Here is a 15,290-nt window from a genome sequence, read left to right on the forward strand (position 1 = left end):
TCCTTTATTAAAACTCCATTTTCATAGAAAATGCAACCGCCCTAGGTTCTCCCAACATTGCACTATGTGTCCAATAAACTTTATCTGTTAGATTTTGTACATTTAAATTAAAACTTGTAGGATAATTTCCTAGTTTTGTTTTATATCTAAGACCTACATCATAAGCTGTATAACTTGGCATAATATCTGTATTTGTATCATCAGCATATTTTTTACCAGTATAATATGCTCCACCATTTATCGCTAAACCTTTAATAAATGGGATTTTATATTCTGCATAAATTTTTGCCATTTTTGTAGCTGTATTTGTTGCTTTATTTCCTTCAATGGATTTATTACTATGTTTTTCTACACTTAAATCCATCAAAGTTCCACCAGCAATAAGTGTTAGATTATCAGTTAGTTTTCCAGTAATTCCCAATTCAAAACCTTGATGTATTTGCTCTCCATCTTGTGTTAAAGTTGGTTTTGGTGTTGTTGTATTATCAATATAACTATTTGCTTTTTCTATTCTAAACAATGATGCTGTTAATAAGGCTTTTTCATCAAATAAACTATATTTTGCTCCAATTTCATACTGTTTACTTTTATAGGGATCTAAAAAATCTCCTTCATTTTTGTATATGCTTCCAACAGTTTCTCCAGCTTCTAAACTCTCAATATAAGTTGTATAAGTAGTTAAGTTTTCAAAAGGTTTATAAATAAGAGATAAAGTAGGAGTAAGTTTTGATTTATCATTCTTTTTATTATCAGAGTAACTTTTATTTATAACTGTTGCATAATTTACTCCTATTAATGCACTCCATTGTTCATTAAATACAATATCATCACCTATTAATATATTTTTGTATTGTTTTTTTTCCCAAGCTTTTCTTGAAGTTGTTCCAATAGTTCCTGTTCCCCAAGGAAGTTGATTAAAATCATTCATTGTTACATTCTTAAAATCATTTAAGGCAACATCTTTATTTAATCCATAACCAATCCAATCATCATCACTTATAGAAAATTTGTATGAATTAAATGAAGTTCCAAAAGTTAAAGTATGATTTATATCAAATGTATCAAAATTTGAATCTAAAAAGATATTTGCTCCATAGTTATCTGTTTCTCTATATCCATATCTCCAATGACTTGTACCAGAGTAAGTAGCCATATCATAGGCTTTTAGCTTTCCATCTTGAACATTCATAATAATATTATTTACATATGAAAGTACATTTTCATACATAAAATTTGTTCTTAAAGTAAAAGTATCATTTATATTCCATTTAATGTTATTTTCAAACTTATTTGATTTATATTTTTCTTCTACTAAATCAGGATTATAGCTTTTATTTTTCTTTATAACAGAACGGTCATTAATAGTATTAATAGTAGTGTACCCACCATTAGTATTCCTTTCGTTTCTTGTATATTTTATATCTGTATAGAAGTTATCAGTTGGCTTCCAATCAAACATCAAGCTTCCTGCTTGTTGTTCAGTATCAACTTTTGAAGCTGATTTACCATCTAATACAAATAAATTTGCTCTATATCCAAAAGTATTTTTGTCATCAATTTGTCCACTTAAATCTGCTTGAACAAAGTTTTGACTTCCACCATAGTTTCCAATACTTATATTTGCTTGAGTTTCAAGTGTTGGTTTTTTAGTTATATAATTTACTGCTCCTCCAACTCTTCCACCTCCATATAAAAACCCAGTTGCTCCGCTTATAATTTCAACTCTTTCAATATCAGACATTATTGGAGTAGTAGAATATATATATGCACTTGGAATTCCATTTATAATAGGAAAACTTGATTCAAATCCTCTCATAGTTACATTTGCAGTATCTATTCCTGATTGATAAAATCTCCCTCTTTCTTGAGTTACTGGATTCATTTTATATATTTGATTCATATCTGCTGCAACAGTATTTTCGATTAGGTCTTTTGAGATTATACTCATTGAGTATGGAGTATCTTGTAGTTTTCTTTCATTCCAAATACCGATTCCAGATGTTTCTTCTACAAGGTAGCCTGATTCTGCACTTCCATTTCTATATGAATTCCCAGAAACAGATATTTCATCTAAAACCATAGTATTACCAAAGTTTTGATATTTTGGGTTTTCTATTATATATATCACATCATTTTCTTGTATAGCTTTGAGATTATGTTCTTCTAATACGCTATTTAGATTACTTAATACCGTACCCCCCCCCGAAACCTAACTTTTCTGAATCTATACTTTTATCTTTAAGGTTATTAGCTTTTGAAATATATGTTACATTATATTTCTTTACTATATTCTCTACTGCTTCTTGCAAACTTATCTCTTTTGCATTTAACATTGTTCCACTTAACATCAAAGATGTTACAACTGACATGAAAACTTTGTTTTTCATCTTAAATCCTTTGTATTAATTTTGAGAATTTGTTTCTCTATATAGTAAGACGATTTAAATGAAAAAAATGGACAATTTTTACAAAAGAATTTTGAAATTTGTAAGTTGGAGTTACTTTTTGTAACAAAAAGAGTGAAAAAAAGTTTAAAATTTAAAATAAGTTAAAATAAAAAAAGATAGATTTTCTACCTTTTTTATTATATTTTAGATTGTATAAAATTATCCATTTCATTTACAATCTCTTCAATAGTTCTTTCACCATCTATTTTTTTTAATAAACCTTTTTCTTCATAAAATGCTTGAATTTGTGCTAATGGTTCAGTATAAACTTTCATTCGGTTGTTAAATACCTCAACTTTATCATCATCTCCTCTTGCTCGTCCTAGAACTCTATCTCGTGCAACCTCTTGGCTCACAACAACTTCTATGCAATTTACAAGTTCAACTTCACTTTCATTTACTAAATACTTATCAAGCTCACTCATTTGTTCCAAACTTCTAGGATAACCATCTATTATTATCGTATTTGTTGGTGCATTTTTTATGGCATTTAATATTGTTTTTATAGCTATTTGTATTGGAACTATCAGACCGTTATTTATATATTTTTCTATCTCTTTTCCAATTTCACTCTTTTTTGCAACCTCAGCTCTTAACATATCTCCTGTACTATAATGAGTAATATTTTTGTGTTTTTGTGAAATAAGTTCTGCATCTGTTGTTTTTCCACTTCCTGGAGCTCCGATTATTAAAAATAGTTTTTTCATATATACAACCTTTCCCATTTTAAAGCATTCATTGTATCAAAAATCATTTAAAACAAAAGTGTAACTTAAAAAACTTATCTACTATTAAATGCTTTTTATATACAATGTGCTAAAAATTTTTAAGGATAAAATATGAATTTAATGCTATTTGGAGCACCAGGAGCTGGAAAAGGAACTCAAGCAAAGTTCTTGATTGAAAAATACAATATTCCTCAAATCTCAACTGGAGATATTTTAAGAGCAGCAATTACAGATAAAACTGCTATGGGAATGGAAGCAAAAAAATTTATGGATGAAGGAAAATTAGTACCTGATTCAACGATCATTGGTATTATCAAAGATAGACTTATAGAATCTGACTGTAAAAATGGATTTATTCTTGATGGTTTTCCAAGAACTTTAGCTCAAGCAGAAGCTTTAGACGAGTTAATGAACAATATGAAAATATCACTTGATAAAGTAATATCTTTAAATGTTCCAGATTCAAATATAGTTGAAAGAATCACAGGAAGAAGAACATCAAAAGTAACTGGTAAAATATATCATATTAAATTCAATCCACCAGTAGATGAAAAAGAAGAAGACCTTGAACAAAGAGCAGATGATACAGAAGAAACTGTTACAAAAAGACTAGAAGCATATCATACTCAAACTGCTCCTTTAATCGACTTTTACAAAGCTAAAGGAATATTTATAGAACTTGATGGAACAAAAGATGTTTCAGAAGTTACAAAAGATATGATAAACTCACTTTCTTAAATCTTTAAAAAGTAACCACAATATGGTTACTTTTTATTTTAAACTCTTTGCGTAAAATTTTCATCTAGTTTTTTAATATCCAAAAGCATAGCGACTTTTGATTCTTTTACATCCTCTGTATCTTTTATCTCAACTAAACTCTCTATTAAAGTTCCACTTCCTAAAAAATGATTTTGTATATGTTGAATTGACTTTTCTTCCACTGTACAAATAGTTTCAAGTGAACTTACTAAAAGCCCTATACAATGTTCTACATTGTCTTTATCATACTCAACTAAGATAATATTTGAAAGTGTTTCATCACTTATATCTTCATTGATAAATTCTCTTATATCTAAAACAGATATTAGTCTATTTTTATGTAAAACCATACCTTTAAAAGGATTTGTATTATCCATTTCTATTGATTCTTGAAGCTCTTCTATCCCTATAGATTCTACTACATTTTGTGAATTTACTGCAAGTAGTTTTTTACCTAAATAAAAAGTTGCTAACTCTGTTGTATTTCCTGTAAACTCCTTTTTTTGAGAAGTTATAAATTTTGTTTTAGCTTGAGTTAAAATAGTATCAACTTCAACTTTTCCAATTAAGATAAAAATAAAAGATAAAACATCATTTTTGTACTCTCTATATCCACTTGAACATTTAACTCCAACTGCATAGTAGTTTCCACGAAATTCTATGATACGACTTAAACTTTGTCCATTGTTTAGTTTGAAAAATTTCTCATCTATATCTAAATATGAATTTACTTCAAAATTTGTACTAGTTGTAGCTATAATTTGTCTATTTTTATCAGTAAAAAAGGCATAAACTCCTTTTTGTTTTACTCCATTGTTATCCTTTGGTAAAACTTCATCAAGCATTGTATAAAACTGTGATGTTGAATCAAAAATAGTAGCGATTCCTCCAATAAATCTTTTTTCATCTTTTAAAGAGAAAATTGCACTACTATAAATATATGTTGAATTATTATCATAAAGAGTAGTTTTTTCAAATTTTGAAACATAATATTTTGAAGTATTATCTAAATATATAGTTTTTTCTACTAAATCTTGTGTTAAAGTTTTTCCAATGATAGAACTATATTTATCATTTGATATAGCAATTACTTTTCCTTCTTTATCAAAAAGTATCAAATTTGTATAGACAGTATATAAACTATTGATATATTTTAAAATAGAACCCAAATTTTCTTCTTTTTGGTTTATTGCCAAATTGTCTTCTAAAGCTTCTTTAAAATATGAGTTTAAAGCCCACCATCTACAATCATTTGCTCTTTCATACAGATTTCTATCCATAATATCAATCGCAAGTGAAGATAAAAACTCACAATCTTTTAATATTGAAGAGATTATTGTTTGGTTTAGATTATCTAAAGATGAACTAGCTTTATTTCCAGTAAGTCCAATTTCATTTAATAAAGCTCTTGAAAATGTTCTATTTGTTGAATTAAATTTACTTTGAATAATATTCCCATTCCAAATAACCCTTGTTAAATTATCTTGAATTTTTTTACTATTTTCAAATACATCTTTTAGCTCTTTAGAAAAATGCTGTTCATTTTTAATCATTGAATTTACAATTTGCTCATCAATAGCTAAACCTTCATGTTTTTCACTTAAAAAAGCATATTCAAGTGGTATCATAATATGAGAATACCATTTTGGACCAAAGAATCCTTGATATCCAGTTGTTTGTGAGCTTTTTGCTATATAATCTCGTCCAGCGAATGATATAATTTTATACTTTTCATTTAAAATTATTTGTAACTTTACATCTAAATTTATATGAGCTTTGTCACTACTTGCTATTACATAACCATTTTCATCAAGTATAGTTAGACACTCTTTATTTTTTGGATTTACTAAATTATTAAAAATTACTTTCATCTCATCTTTAAATTTAAAACAAAGAGATAAAACTCCTAAGATTTCATTACTATTTGATTTTGTAACCTTATATGAATATACTAAAGATTGTTTATATTTTGGAATAAAATCATGATATTGATAACTTTCAACATAATCTTCACTTGTATTTAAAACCTTGTGAATAAAAGATATATCAACTTTTTCTACATCAATATCCTCATTCATTCGTACAAGTACTCGTCCATTTGTATCTAATAAAACAATATCAAAATATACAGAATATTTAGAAACATACTCTTTAAATCTTTTTTTAATATTTTGTTTTAAAACCAAACTATTTTCAGCATATTTTGATACAAAATTCTCTAAAAAAAGCCTAATATCATCATCCGTTGCCAAAAATCCAATATCAGCTCTTCTTTCAAAAAGATTTCTAATAAGAATATCTATAGATACTTGAGATTTAAAATTCATCTCTTGAGTAACTTTTTTAATTTGTTGGATAGTTAAATGATTTAGTAGTGTTGAAGTAAGATTTAGAAAATTATCTTTTGTTTTTCCTATATCTATATTAATATCGCCAAGTTGTCCTAGAAGTGATAGAATATCCCAAGATGAGTTCAAAGTTCCTAATTCATCTTTGTATTTATCTACATCTTCAACATATTTTATAATTGGATATAACTCATTTTTTATGTTTATACCCTTATAATTTATTGTTTCCTCTTGCATAACAATCTCCTATTAGGGCTATTTTGAGTTGTGTTGAACTTCTATGTTCAATAAAAAATAATTTTTTATTCTCCTATTTTATGTATGATTTAAAAAATCTGGAAATTTTATCAGAAAAAAACTTTTATATAGTTTTTAACCTTGCATTCCTTGAGTAAACTTCTGTTTTGAGTTACAAAAACTCTTTTTTTCAATAACAATCTCTTTTTGTCTCTCTTTTCTTCTTGGGTCTTTTTCTACAAAGATTTTCTTTTTTGTAAATGGATCAAGTTCAGTATAATACATAACAGCAGAATAAGTTCCTGGAGTTGGAGTAAATATTTGTGCTTGTTCTGGATTCATTTTAAGTTCATGAGTTGTAAATTGTTTTAATTCATGCATATGTTTTTCTTCACATCCAGGATGAGCTGCAATTAAATAATAAGTTAAAAACTGTTTTTTACCCGATTCTTTATTCAAATCATCATACATTTTTTTAAAATCAATAAGTGTTTGTTTTCCTGGTTTTCCCATGTGATGTAAAACATCATCATTTGTATGTTCAGGAGCAACTTTCATCTGCCCTGAGATATGATGGTCTATCATCTGCTTTAAATACTCTTTTCCATGGTTTTTATCAGCAGTTATCAAATCATATCGAACACCTGAAGCAACAAAGGCTTTTTTAACTCCTGGAACTTTTCTAATATCTTTTAAAAGCTGAATATTTCTACTATGATCAACTTTCATAGTTCGACAAAGTCTATGAGCATCTACACATCTTTTATTATCAACACAAGTTCCTAAATTTATCTTCTTTTTACACTCATATCCATACATATTTGCAGTTGGTCCACCAACATCAGAGATTATTCCTTTAAAATCTTTCATAGTTGTAAAGTGTTTTGCTTCTGCTAAAATATTTTGTTCACTTCGTGTTCGTATAGTTCGACCTTGATGAGCTGCAATGGCACAAAAATTACACTCTCCCCAACAGCCATGATGAGTCATAATTGAAAATTTAATAGTCTCTAAACATTTTACTTTTCCATCTTTTGCATGATATGGATGAGCATCTCTTTGATATGGATAAGATGCTATTTTATCCATTTCCTCTTCTTCCATATGCCTGCTTGGTGGATTTTGTATCAAATATCTTCCATCAACTTCTTGACAAAGTCCTTTTGAATAAATAGGGTCATTATTATCATAAAAAGTTCTAAAAAGGTCTATGTATTTTTCTTTATTTGCTAAACATTCTTTATGTGAAGGTATTTGAAGATAGTCATCTTTTGGCTCTTTTGAGATATAACAAAGCCCTGCTATTGTTCGTACATCTTTTCCTTCTTTTAAATATGTTCCTAAATCAATAATAGCTTGTTCAGCCATACCATAAACCATATAATCAGCTTTTGAATCAAATAGAATTGGTTTTCTAAGAGTGTTTGACCAATAATCATAATGAGTAAGTCTTCTTAAACTTGCTTCTATTCCACCTAAAACTATTGGAACTGTATTTTTAAAATATCTTCTTATAAGATTTGTATAAACTAAAGTTGCACGATCTGGTCTTTTATTGTTTTTTCCACCTGGAGTATAATCATCATCATTTCTAAATTTTTTACTTGCAGTATAGTTTGAAACCATAGAATCTATACTTCCACCACTAACTCCCCAAAAAAGTTTTGGTTCACCAAGTCGTTTTATATCTATATCACTATTAACATCAGGTTGTCCAATAATACCTACACGAAGTCCAATATCTTCTAAAATTCTTCCAACAACAGCAATTCCCATAAAAGGTGAATCTATATAAGCATCACCTGTTATTAAAACAACATCAAGTTCTTCCCAACCTCGTTGTTTCATCTCTTCTTTTGTTGTAGGTAAAAATTTATTTTGTGAAAAATTGTTTATGTTTTTATTTAGCATATTTTTGTGTATTATAGGTTTTTATATTGAAAGTAGAAAGCTAAAATTAGCTATCTACACTTTTTCTTACACGAATGTGTAAATCTTTTAATTGAGTTTCATCAACACTTGAAGGTGCTTGTGTTAGTAAACATTGAGCTTTTTGAGTTTTAGGGAATGCTATAACATCTCTAATAGAATCTGTCCCAGCAAGTAACATAATCATTCTATCAAGTCCTAAAGCAAATCCACCATGACTTGGAGCTCCATATTGTAAAGCATCAAGTAAGAATCCAAATTTTTCTTTTGCTTCTTCTTGGCTTATTCCCATAAGTTCAAATACTTTTGATTGAATTTCCTCTTTATGGATTCTTATGCTTCCACCACCAAGTTCTGTTCCATTTAATACAATATCGTAAGCGATTGATTCAATCTCTTCTAAATCTTCTTTATTTAAATCTTTTGGCATTGTAAATGGATGATGAAGTGCTTTTGTTCTTCCATCTTCAACTTCAAACATAGGGAAATCTACAACCCATAAAAACTCATATTTATCTTTTGGAACAATATTCATCTCATCAGCTAAAAATAGTCTAAATCTTCCCATATAGTCCCAAACAGTTTTTTTGTCCCCAGCTCCAAAGAATACTACATCTCCAACTTCAAGTTGTGTAACTTTTACTATCTCTTCTAAATCAGCTTCTGTAAAGAATTTTGTAAGTGGTCCTTTAAGTCCATCTTCTTTCATTTGGAAGTATCCAAGACCTTTTGCACCAAATTTTCTTACATAATCTTCAAAACCTTTCATCTGTCTTTTTGAGAAAATATTATCTCCATTTGGACATCTTAAAGCTTTTATTCTATTTGCTTTTTTATCTTTTGCAATTTCGCTAAAAATTTCATTTGAAGATTTTTCAAATATATCAATAACATCAATTAAAGGCATATCAAATCTTAAATCAGGTTTATCTGAACCATAACTTTCCATAGCTTCAGAGTATTTCATTCTCTTAAAAGTTTTTGGAATATCTTTTCCACATTTTGTGAATACATCATAAATTAATTTTTCAGCAACACCTATAACATCTTCTTGATTACAAAAACTCATTTCAACATCTATTTGCGTAAACTCTGGTTGTCTATCTGCTCTTAAATCTTCATCTCTAAAACATTTTGCAATTTGGAAGTATCTATCAAATCCTGCAACCATTAAAAGTTGTTTGAATAGTTGTGGTGACTGGGGAAGTGCATAAAACTCTCCAGCGTGAACTCTTGATGGAACTAAATAATCTCTTGCACCTTCTGGAGTTGATTTTGTCAAAATTGGAGTTTCAACATCTAAAAACCCTAACTCATCAAGTGTATTTCTAGCTTGAATAGTTGCTTTACTTCTTAGTTGGAAAATATCAAATGATTTTTTACTTCTTAATTCTAAAAATCTATTTCTTAGTTTTATCTCATCATTTACTTTCTCATCATTTATATCAAAAGGCATAGCTTTAGATCTATTTTCAATAACAAGATTTTCTAAAATAATCTCTATTTTTCCAGTTTCTAAATTTGGATTTTCTAATCCCTCACCTCTTGCTCTTACAGTTCCTGTTGCAATTAAAACATACTCATCTCTTACAGTTTCTGCAACAGCTAAAGCCTCTTTACAATCTTGTGGATCTGCAACAAGTTGAACTAAACCACTTTTATCTCTTAAATCTATAAAAATAATTCCACCGTGGTCACGTCTGCTATTTACCCAACCAGCAACTGTTACTTTTTGTCCTATTAAATTTTCTCTTACACTTGTATTATAATGTGTTCTCAAATTAAACTCCATTTTTCTAAATAATCCGCGATTTTATCTAAAACCTACTTAATTTCTACAAACCCATACTCTGTACTTTTAAATAGTCTTGGAGTATAAATTGCTTGATTTTCTAAAACTTTTGTCGGAATAAAACTATTATTCCCATTAATTAAATAGTTTATTCCTACTAATGTTGAATAATCAACCCATTCATAGATGATATTGCCACCATAAGATAAAATCTCATCTTTTAATTTGTTATCAATATTTTCAATAGAATTTGCTAAAACTAGCCTTTCTCTATCTTTATCTTGAGTTAAAGTCATCAAAACTGGATCAAAATTTATTTGTGTAGAAAATATCATTTTAGGATATATATCATTTGCTCTTAATTGAGATAAAATCAGTGAGCTTTTTACAATATCAGTGTTTAAAAATAAAGCACTATTTCTCAATCTCGAATCTACAACAATACTTCGAAAATTTGTTTCATCTTTTTTTATCTCTTTTCTAACAATCGTATAATCAACTACTGATTCATAACTATTTTTTAATTTTGTTCCTAAATATGTATCTTGATAAAATAACACATTTGGACCATCAGTGTAATAACTTAATTTTTTAAGTTGTTCTTCATAAGATATTGAACCAAAAATTAAATTATCATTGTTTTCTAATGACTCTTTTTTTTCTATTAAAGGTAGATATACTAAAATATCATTTAAAGCAATTTTATTTATATTGTTTATAGAATTTGGAGTATATAAAGCAATTACTTTTGTAATTCCCTCTTCTTTTACTTTATCAAAAGCTTTATTTATACTTTCAGGACTCTCATTTATACTATCAATTACAACTAAATTGTAATTAGCTTTTACAAAAGATAGATAACCTGAAACTGTATTTATAGAATTTCTTGCATATTTAGATACCAAAGAAGATGGATAAACAAAAGCTACTTTTATATTAGCTTTTGTTCCATCAATATCACTTATCACAATACTATCACCATCTTTGATAATTTCATTTTGTGAACCACTATTATTGATAATCTCTTCTTGAATTATAGTATCATTTGAAATAAACTCTTCAACAACTGTTTTTTTATCTTCATCAACTTGTTTTACTGGAACAGTTTGATTTGGCAGCTTTAACTGCACAACTTGTTTTTGTAAACAACCTGAAAATAAAATAGCCATAAAAATTAAAGTTACTAAATGCTTCAATTTAACTCCTCATATAGATTTTTTATTTTTAACATATCAAGGTAAGTATCTTTTTTTAAAGATGGATTTTTTAGTAAGTGTATAGAAGAAAATATTGGAATCAATAAACTAGAATTAAAATTTAAAGTTTTCCCTCTATTTTGTGAAAAATCTTCATCATTTTTCATTAAATAACTATAAACTTTCTCCCCAACAGCAATAATAAGCCTTGGATTTATAATTTCAAGCTGTTTATGAAAATAACAACTACAACTTTCAAAGTTTTGAAAACTTGCTTCTTTTGATCCTCTACACTTGGCTAAAGTTGTTATATAAACTTCTTCTTTTTTGATATTTAAAACATTTTCAATCATTTTAGAGAGTAATTCTCCACTATTTCCTGAATAAAAAATTCCTAACTCATCTTCACTTTTTGTTGGTTCATCACAGACAAACATAAGTTTACTTTGATTATTTCCATAACTAAAAAGAGTATTCTTTCTACCTTTTGATAGTTCACATAAATGACAGTTTGCAACAGAATTTTTCAAATCATTTAAACTATTTGGTAAATTAAAATCACAACTACTATAAAAATTGATATTTAAATTACTATGATAGTTAAATCCAAAAAGTTTTTGATTGTATAGATATTTTAAAATTTGATTCTTAACTTGTTTTGTCATATGAGATTTTACAAAAAATATACTTTAGTATTGATTTGTATTTAAGAAGTTTTAAATAAGGTAAAAACCTTATTTAAACTATTTTTTTCTATGTACTATTCTACCTTTATCCAAGGAATAAGGTGTTATTTCCACAGTAACTACGTCGTTTGGTAATATTTTAATATAGTGCATTCTCATTTTACCTGAGATATGACATAAAACTATATGACCATTTTCTAATTGTACTCTAAACATAGCATTAGGCAAAGCTTCGATAACTTTCCCATCAATAACTATTACATCATCTTTCGCCACTTTCTCCCCTTAATCTTCCCGATTACTTAAAATAATTGCTCTACCATTAACAACAGCAACTGTATGTTCATAATGGCTACCTCTTAATCCATCAGCTGAGATTACATCCCAACCATTTTCTAAAATAACTGGATTTCTATCTTTTTGACAAATCATTGGCTCGATACAAAATACCATTCCATTTTTAATTTTTGGTCCAGACTTTGTATCTCCATGTTCCAAGTAATTTGGAATTTCTGGATCTTCATGTGGTTTTCTTCCAATACCATGTCCACAAAATCTAACTAGCGGTTGGTATCCTCTAGCAACAATAAAATCTTCAATTTTTTTAGATAACTCTTTAAATCTCATTCCATCTCTTATTATGTCAATTGCATAATACAAAGAATCCTTAGAACAAGCTATTAAATCTTCATCTTTTTTTGAAATTTTACCTATTGGCATAGTAATTGCACTATCACCATACCAACCATCAATTTCTGTTCCAATATCAAGCCCTAGTATGTCACCTTCTTTTAAAACAACATCACTAGGAATACCATGAATAATAACTTCATTCAAAGATGTACAAATAGCATTAGGAAAACCATATAATCCTTTAAATGCAGGTCTTGCACCTAAGTCTCTTATAAATTTTTCTCCAATTGTATCTACTTCTTTTAAAGTCATTCCTGCTTTAACATTTTCTTCAAGATATTTTAAAGTTTTAGCAACTGCTTGATTTGCAACAAAAAGTTTCTCAATTTCGTGTGGTTTTCTAAGAGCGATTGACATTTTATAGTCCAACCGCACTTAGAGTTTGATATTTGCTTGAATATTGTTGAGCTTCAATTTTTCTCATTGTATCAATAGCAACTTGAACAACAATTAATACTGCAACCCCTCCAAAATAGAAAGGTACTCCCATAGCTTTTACAATTAACCATGGTATAGTAGATATTAATCCCATATATATAGCTCCCCAGAAAGTCAATCTTCCTGCAACTGTATTTAAAAATTCAGCTGTACTTTCTCCTGGTCTAACTCCAGGAATAAATCCACCTTGTCTTTTTAGGTTTTCTGAAATATCTTTTGCATTGAATGTAATTGAAGCATAGAAAAATGCAAAGAAAACAACAAATAAAAACATAAATAGATTAAAAGTATATGAACTAGGATTTAAATAATCAGCAATCATAATTAGATACTTATTTTGGCTACCTTGTAACACTGTTGCAGGGAACATCAAAATAGCACTTGCAAAAATTGCTGGAATTACTCCTGAAAGGTTCACCTTAATAGGTATATAATTCATAACTCTTCTTTTTTGGTTTTGCATCATAACTTTTCTTGAGTATGATACAGGAACTCTTCTTTCACCTAATTCAACATAAATAATAGCACCAACAGTTGCTATAATAACAATTAAAATACCAATAACTGTTAAGAAATGCATTTGACCATTATTTACTAACTCTACCGTTCCACCAATTGCACTAGGTATTGCAGATACGATACCAGCAAAGATAATTAGTGAAATACCATTTCCAATACCTTTTTGAGTGATTTGTTCTCCAATCCACATTAAAAGCATTGTTCCTGTTAGCATTGAAATAGCTGATACTGCTATAAATGTATTCATATCAATAGAAATAGCACCTTGTCCATTTTGACCAGTTAATGAATTAAGACCTACTGAAACACCAACAGATTGAACTAATGTAATAACTATTGTAGTGTATCTGATGATTTGCATATATTTTTGCATACCATCTCTCTCTTTTTTCATTTTACCTAAAGCTGGGAAAGTTGCTGCAAGAAGTTCCATAATAATAGAAGCAGTAATGTAAGGCATAATTCCTAGTGAGATAATACTTAGTCTTTCAACTGCATTTCCACTAAACATATTTACCAACCCTAAAGCATTATTTGCATTTGAGTCAAAAAATTCTTTAACTACATCTATATTAACTCCAGGTACTGGCACATATGCCAATAACCTGTAAAGAAGAATAAAGCCTAAAGTAATAAGAATCTTATTTATTAGATCTTTACTCATAATTATTTTCCAGTAGTTGTAATGTTTTCGTCTTTAATCTTAGCACTTAAATTTTTTGCAGTTGCACCAATTAATTTAACTTTTACAACTGATTTAGATAACTTATACACAGATTTAATAGAATCTAATGTAATTTCATCAAGATTTGCAACTGCCGTAACTTTATCAACATTTATTGAGTAAGGTTTAACAACTCTAGAAACAAATCCAACTTTTGGAAGTCTTCTTGCTAATGGTTGTTGTCCACCTTCAAAACCTCTTTTTACATTGTATCCAGATCTAGCTTTTTGACCTTTGTTACCTTTTCCAGCAGTTTTACCGTTACCGCTACCTTGACCTCTACCTTTTCTTTTTGTATCTTTTGTACTTCCACAAGCTGGTTGTAAATTTTCTAATATCATATACTATCCTTTAATTCTTGCTAAAGCTTCAACAGTAGCTTGTACAAGGTTATTTGGATTATTTGAACCTAAAGATTTTGCAATAATATCTTTTAATCCAGCAAGCTCAAGAACAGGTCTTGCAGCTCCTCCAGCAATTAACCCAGTACCTTCTGATGCTGGTCTTAATAATATTTTACTTGCATTATATTTATGTTCAATATCATGTGCAATTGTTGTTCCTTTTATAGAAACTGTTACTAAGCTTTTAAAAGCATCATCTAATGCTTTTTTAATAGCATCTGGAACTTCTTTTGCTTTTCCTGTTCCAAATCCTACTGTTCCGTTTTTATCTCCAACAACAACTAAAGCTGTAAATCTGAATCTTCTACCACCTTTTACAACTTTTGTTACTCTTCCAATTTTAACGATTGCTTCTTGAAATTCTTCTCTATTTACTGCCATCATTAATCC

14 protein-coding genes are annotated in these 15,290 nt (G+C 28.3%); 1 reads left to right on the top strand and 13 read right to left on the bottom strand.

Annotated elements, in window-relative coordinates:
* Window positions 1–7: 7 nt before the first annotated feature.
* From ACNSOS_RS03090 to ACNSOS_RS03100, 3 genes are all read right to left on the bottom strand, one after another.
* A complete protein-coding gene (locus ACNSOS_RS03090; RefSeq protein ID WP_418185908.1) occupies window positions 8–2,128 on the bottom strand; it encodes a TonB-dependent siderophore receptor in 2,121 nt (706 codons plus the stop codon).
* A gap of 52 nt (window positions 2,129–2,180) precedes the next feature.
* Window positions 2,181–2,387, bottom strand: coding sequence for a hypothetical protein (locus ACNSOS_RS03095; protein WP_418185909.1), 207 nt, complete (start codon window positions 2,385–2,387; stop codon window positions 2,181–2,183).
* A gap of 197 nt (window positions 2,388–2,584) precedes the next feature.
* Entirely contained in the window at window positions 2,585–3,154 is a 570-nt protein-coding gene (locus ACNSOS_RS03100) for an adenylate kinase (RefSeq protein ID WP_418185910.1), read from the bottom strand.
* 132 nt (window positions 3,155–3,286) lie between these two features.
* On the opposite strand from ACNSOS_RS03100, the gene ACNSOS_RS03105 reads away from it, so the two are divergent.
* A complete protein-coding gene (locus ACNSOS_RS03105) occupies window positions 3,287–3,913 on the top strand; it encodes an adenylate kinase (RefSeq protein WP_113910196.1) in 627 nt (208 codons plus the stop codon).
* 38 nt (window positions 3,914–3,951) lie between these two features.
* Here ACNSOS_RS03105 and ACNSOS_RS03110 read toward each other — a convergent pair whose 3' ends face one another.
* From ACNSOS_RS03110 to rpsE, 10 genes are all read right to left on the bottom strand, one after another.
* Entirely contained in the window at window positions 3,952–6,519 is a 2,568-nt protein-coding gene (locus tag ACNSOS_RS03110; RefSeq protein ID WP_418185911.1) for a chemotaxis protein CheW, read from the bottom strand.
* Between the two features lie 135 nt (window positions 6,520–6,654).
* Window positions 6,655–8,430: a YgiQ family radical SAM protein gene (locus ACNSOS_RS03115; RefSeq protein ID WP_418185912.1), complete on the bottom strand. Its 1,776-nt coding sequence runs from the start codon at window positions 8,428–8,430 to the stop codon at window positions 6,655–6,657.
* A 46-nt stretch (window positions 8,431–8,476) separates the two neighbouring features.
* Window positions 8,477–10,228, bottom strand: coding sequence for an aspartate--tRNA ligase (gene aspS, locus ACNSOS_RS03120; RefSeq protein WP_418185913.1), 1,752 nt, complete (start codon window positions 10,226–10,228; stop codon window positions 8,477–8,479).
* Window positions 10,229–10,272: 44 nt separating this feature from the next.
* Window positions 10,273–11,436, bottom strand: coding sequence for a hypothetical protein (locus ACNSOS_RS03125; RefSeq protein ID WP_418185914.1), 1,164 nt, complete (start codon window positions 11,434–11,436; stop codon window positions 10,273–10,275).
* Window positions 11,433–12,101, bottom strand: a complete 669-nt coding sequence (locus ACNSOS_RS03130) for a uracil-DNA glycosylase (RefSeq protein WP_418185915.1) — start codon at window positions 12,099–12,101, stop codon at window positions 11,433–11,435. The genes ACNSOS_RS03125 and ACNSOS_RS03130 overlap by 4 nt, the downstream gene beginning before the upstream one ends.
* 78 nt (window positions 12,102–12,179) lie before the next feature.
* A complete protein-coding gene (gene infA / locus ACNSOS_RS03135) occupies window positions 12,180–12,398 on the bottom strand; it encodes a translation initiation factor IF-1 (protein WP_113894991.1) in 219 nt (72 codons plus the stop codon).
* Window positions 12,399–12,407: 9 nt separating this feature from the next.
* Window positions 12,408–13,172, bottom strand: a complete 765-nt coding sequence (gene map / locus ACNSOS_RS03140) for a type I methionyl aminopeptidase (RefSeq protein ID WP_113894990.1) — start codon at window positions 13,170–13,172, stop codon at window positions 12,408–12,410.
* Between the two features lies 1 nt (window position 13,173).
* Window positions 13,174–14,436, bottom strand: coding sequence for a preprotein translocase subunit SecY (gene secY / locus ACNSOS_RS03145; RefSeq protein WP_113894989.1), 1,263 nt, complete (start codon window positions 14,434–14,436; stop codon window positions 13,174–13,176).
* Between the two features lie 2 nt (window positions 14,437–14,438).
* A complete protein-coding gene (gene rplO / locus ACNSOS_RS03150; protein ID WP_113894988.1) occupies window positions 14,439–14,837 on the bottom strand; it encodes a 50S ribosomal protein L15 in 399 nt (132 codons plus the stop codon).
* 3 nt (window positions 14,838–14,840) lie between these two features.
* A complete protein-coding gene (gene rpsE, locus ACNSOS_RS03155; protein ID WP_113894987.1) occupies window positions 14,841–15,281 on the bottom strand; it encodes a 30S ribosomal protein S5 in 441 nt (146 codons plus the stop codon).
* Between the last annotated feature and the right edge of the window lie 9 nt (window positions 15,282–15,290).

This window comes from Aliarcobacter vitoriensis (assembly GCF_048320235.1).
GTDB classification, from domain to species: Bacteria; Campylobacterota; Campylobacteria; order Campylobacterales; family Arcobacteraceae; genus Aliarcobacter; species Aliarcobacter vitoriensis.

What these genes read in the sequence shown, in the direction of transcription:
- ACNSOS_RS03095 (WP_418185909.1), bottom strand. Translation starts at nt 2,387, where the DNA reads ATGAAAAACAAAGTTTTCATGTCAGTTGTAACATCTTTGATGTTAAGT.
- ACNSOS_RS03100 (WP_418185910.1), bottom strand. Translation starts at nt 3,154, where the DNA reads ATGAAAAAACTATTTTTAATAATCGGAGCTCCAGGAAGTGGAAAAACA.
- ACNSOS_RS03105 (WP_113910196.1), top strand. Translation starts at nt 3,287, where the DNA reads ATGAATTTAATGCTATTTGGAGCACCAGGAGCTGGAAAAGGAACTCAA.
- ACNSOS_RS03110 (WP_418185911.1), bottom strand. Translation starts at nt 6,519, where the DNA reads ATGCAAGAGGAAACAATAAATTATAAGGGTATAAACATAAAAAATGAG.
- ACNSOS_RS03115 (WP_418185912.1), bottom strand. Translation starts at nt 8,430, where the DNA reads ATGCTAAATAAAAACATAAACAATTTTTCACAAAATAAATTTTTACCT.
- ACNSOS_RS03130 (WP_418185915.1), bottom strand. Translation starts at nt 12,101, where the DNA reads ATGACAAAACAAGTTAAGAATCAAATTTTAAAATATCTATACAATCAA.
- map (WP_113894990.1), bottom strand. Translation starts at nt 13,172, where the DNA reads ATGTCAATCGCTCTTAGAAAACCACACGAAATTGAGAAACTTTTTGTT.
- secY (WP_113894989.1), bottom strand. Translation starts at nt 14,436, where the DNA reads ATGAGTAAAGATCTAATAAATAAGATTCTTATTACTTTAGGCTTTATT.
- rplO (WP_113894988.1), bottom strand. Translation starts at nt 14,837, where the DNA reads ATGATATTAGAAAATTTACAACCAGCTTGTGGAAGTACAAAAGATACA.
- rpsE (WP_113894987.1), bottom strand. Translation starts at nt 15,281, where the DNA reads ATGGCAGTAAATAGAGAAGAATTTCAAGAAGCAATCGTTAAAATTGGA.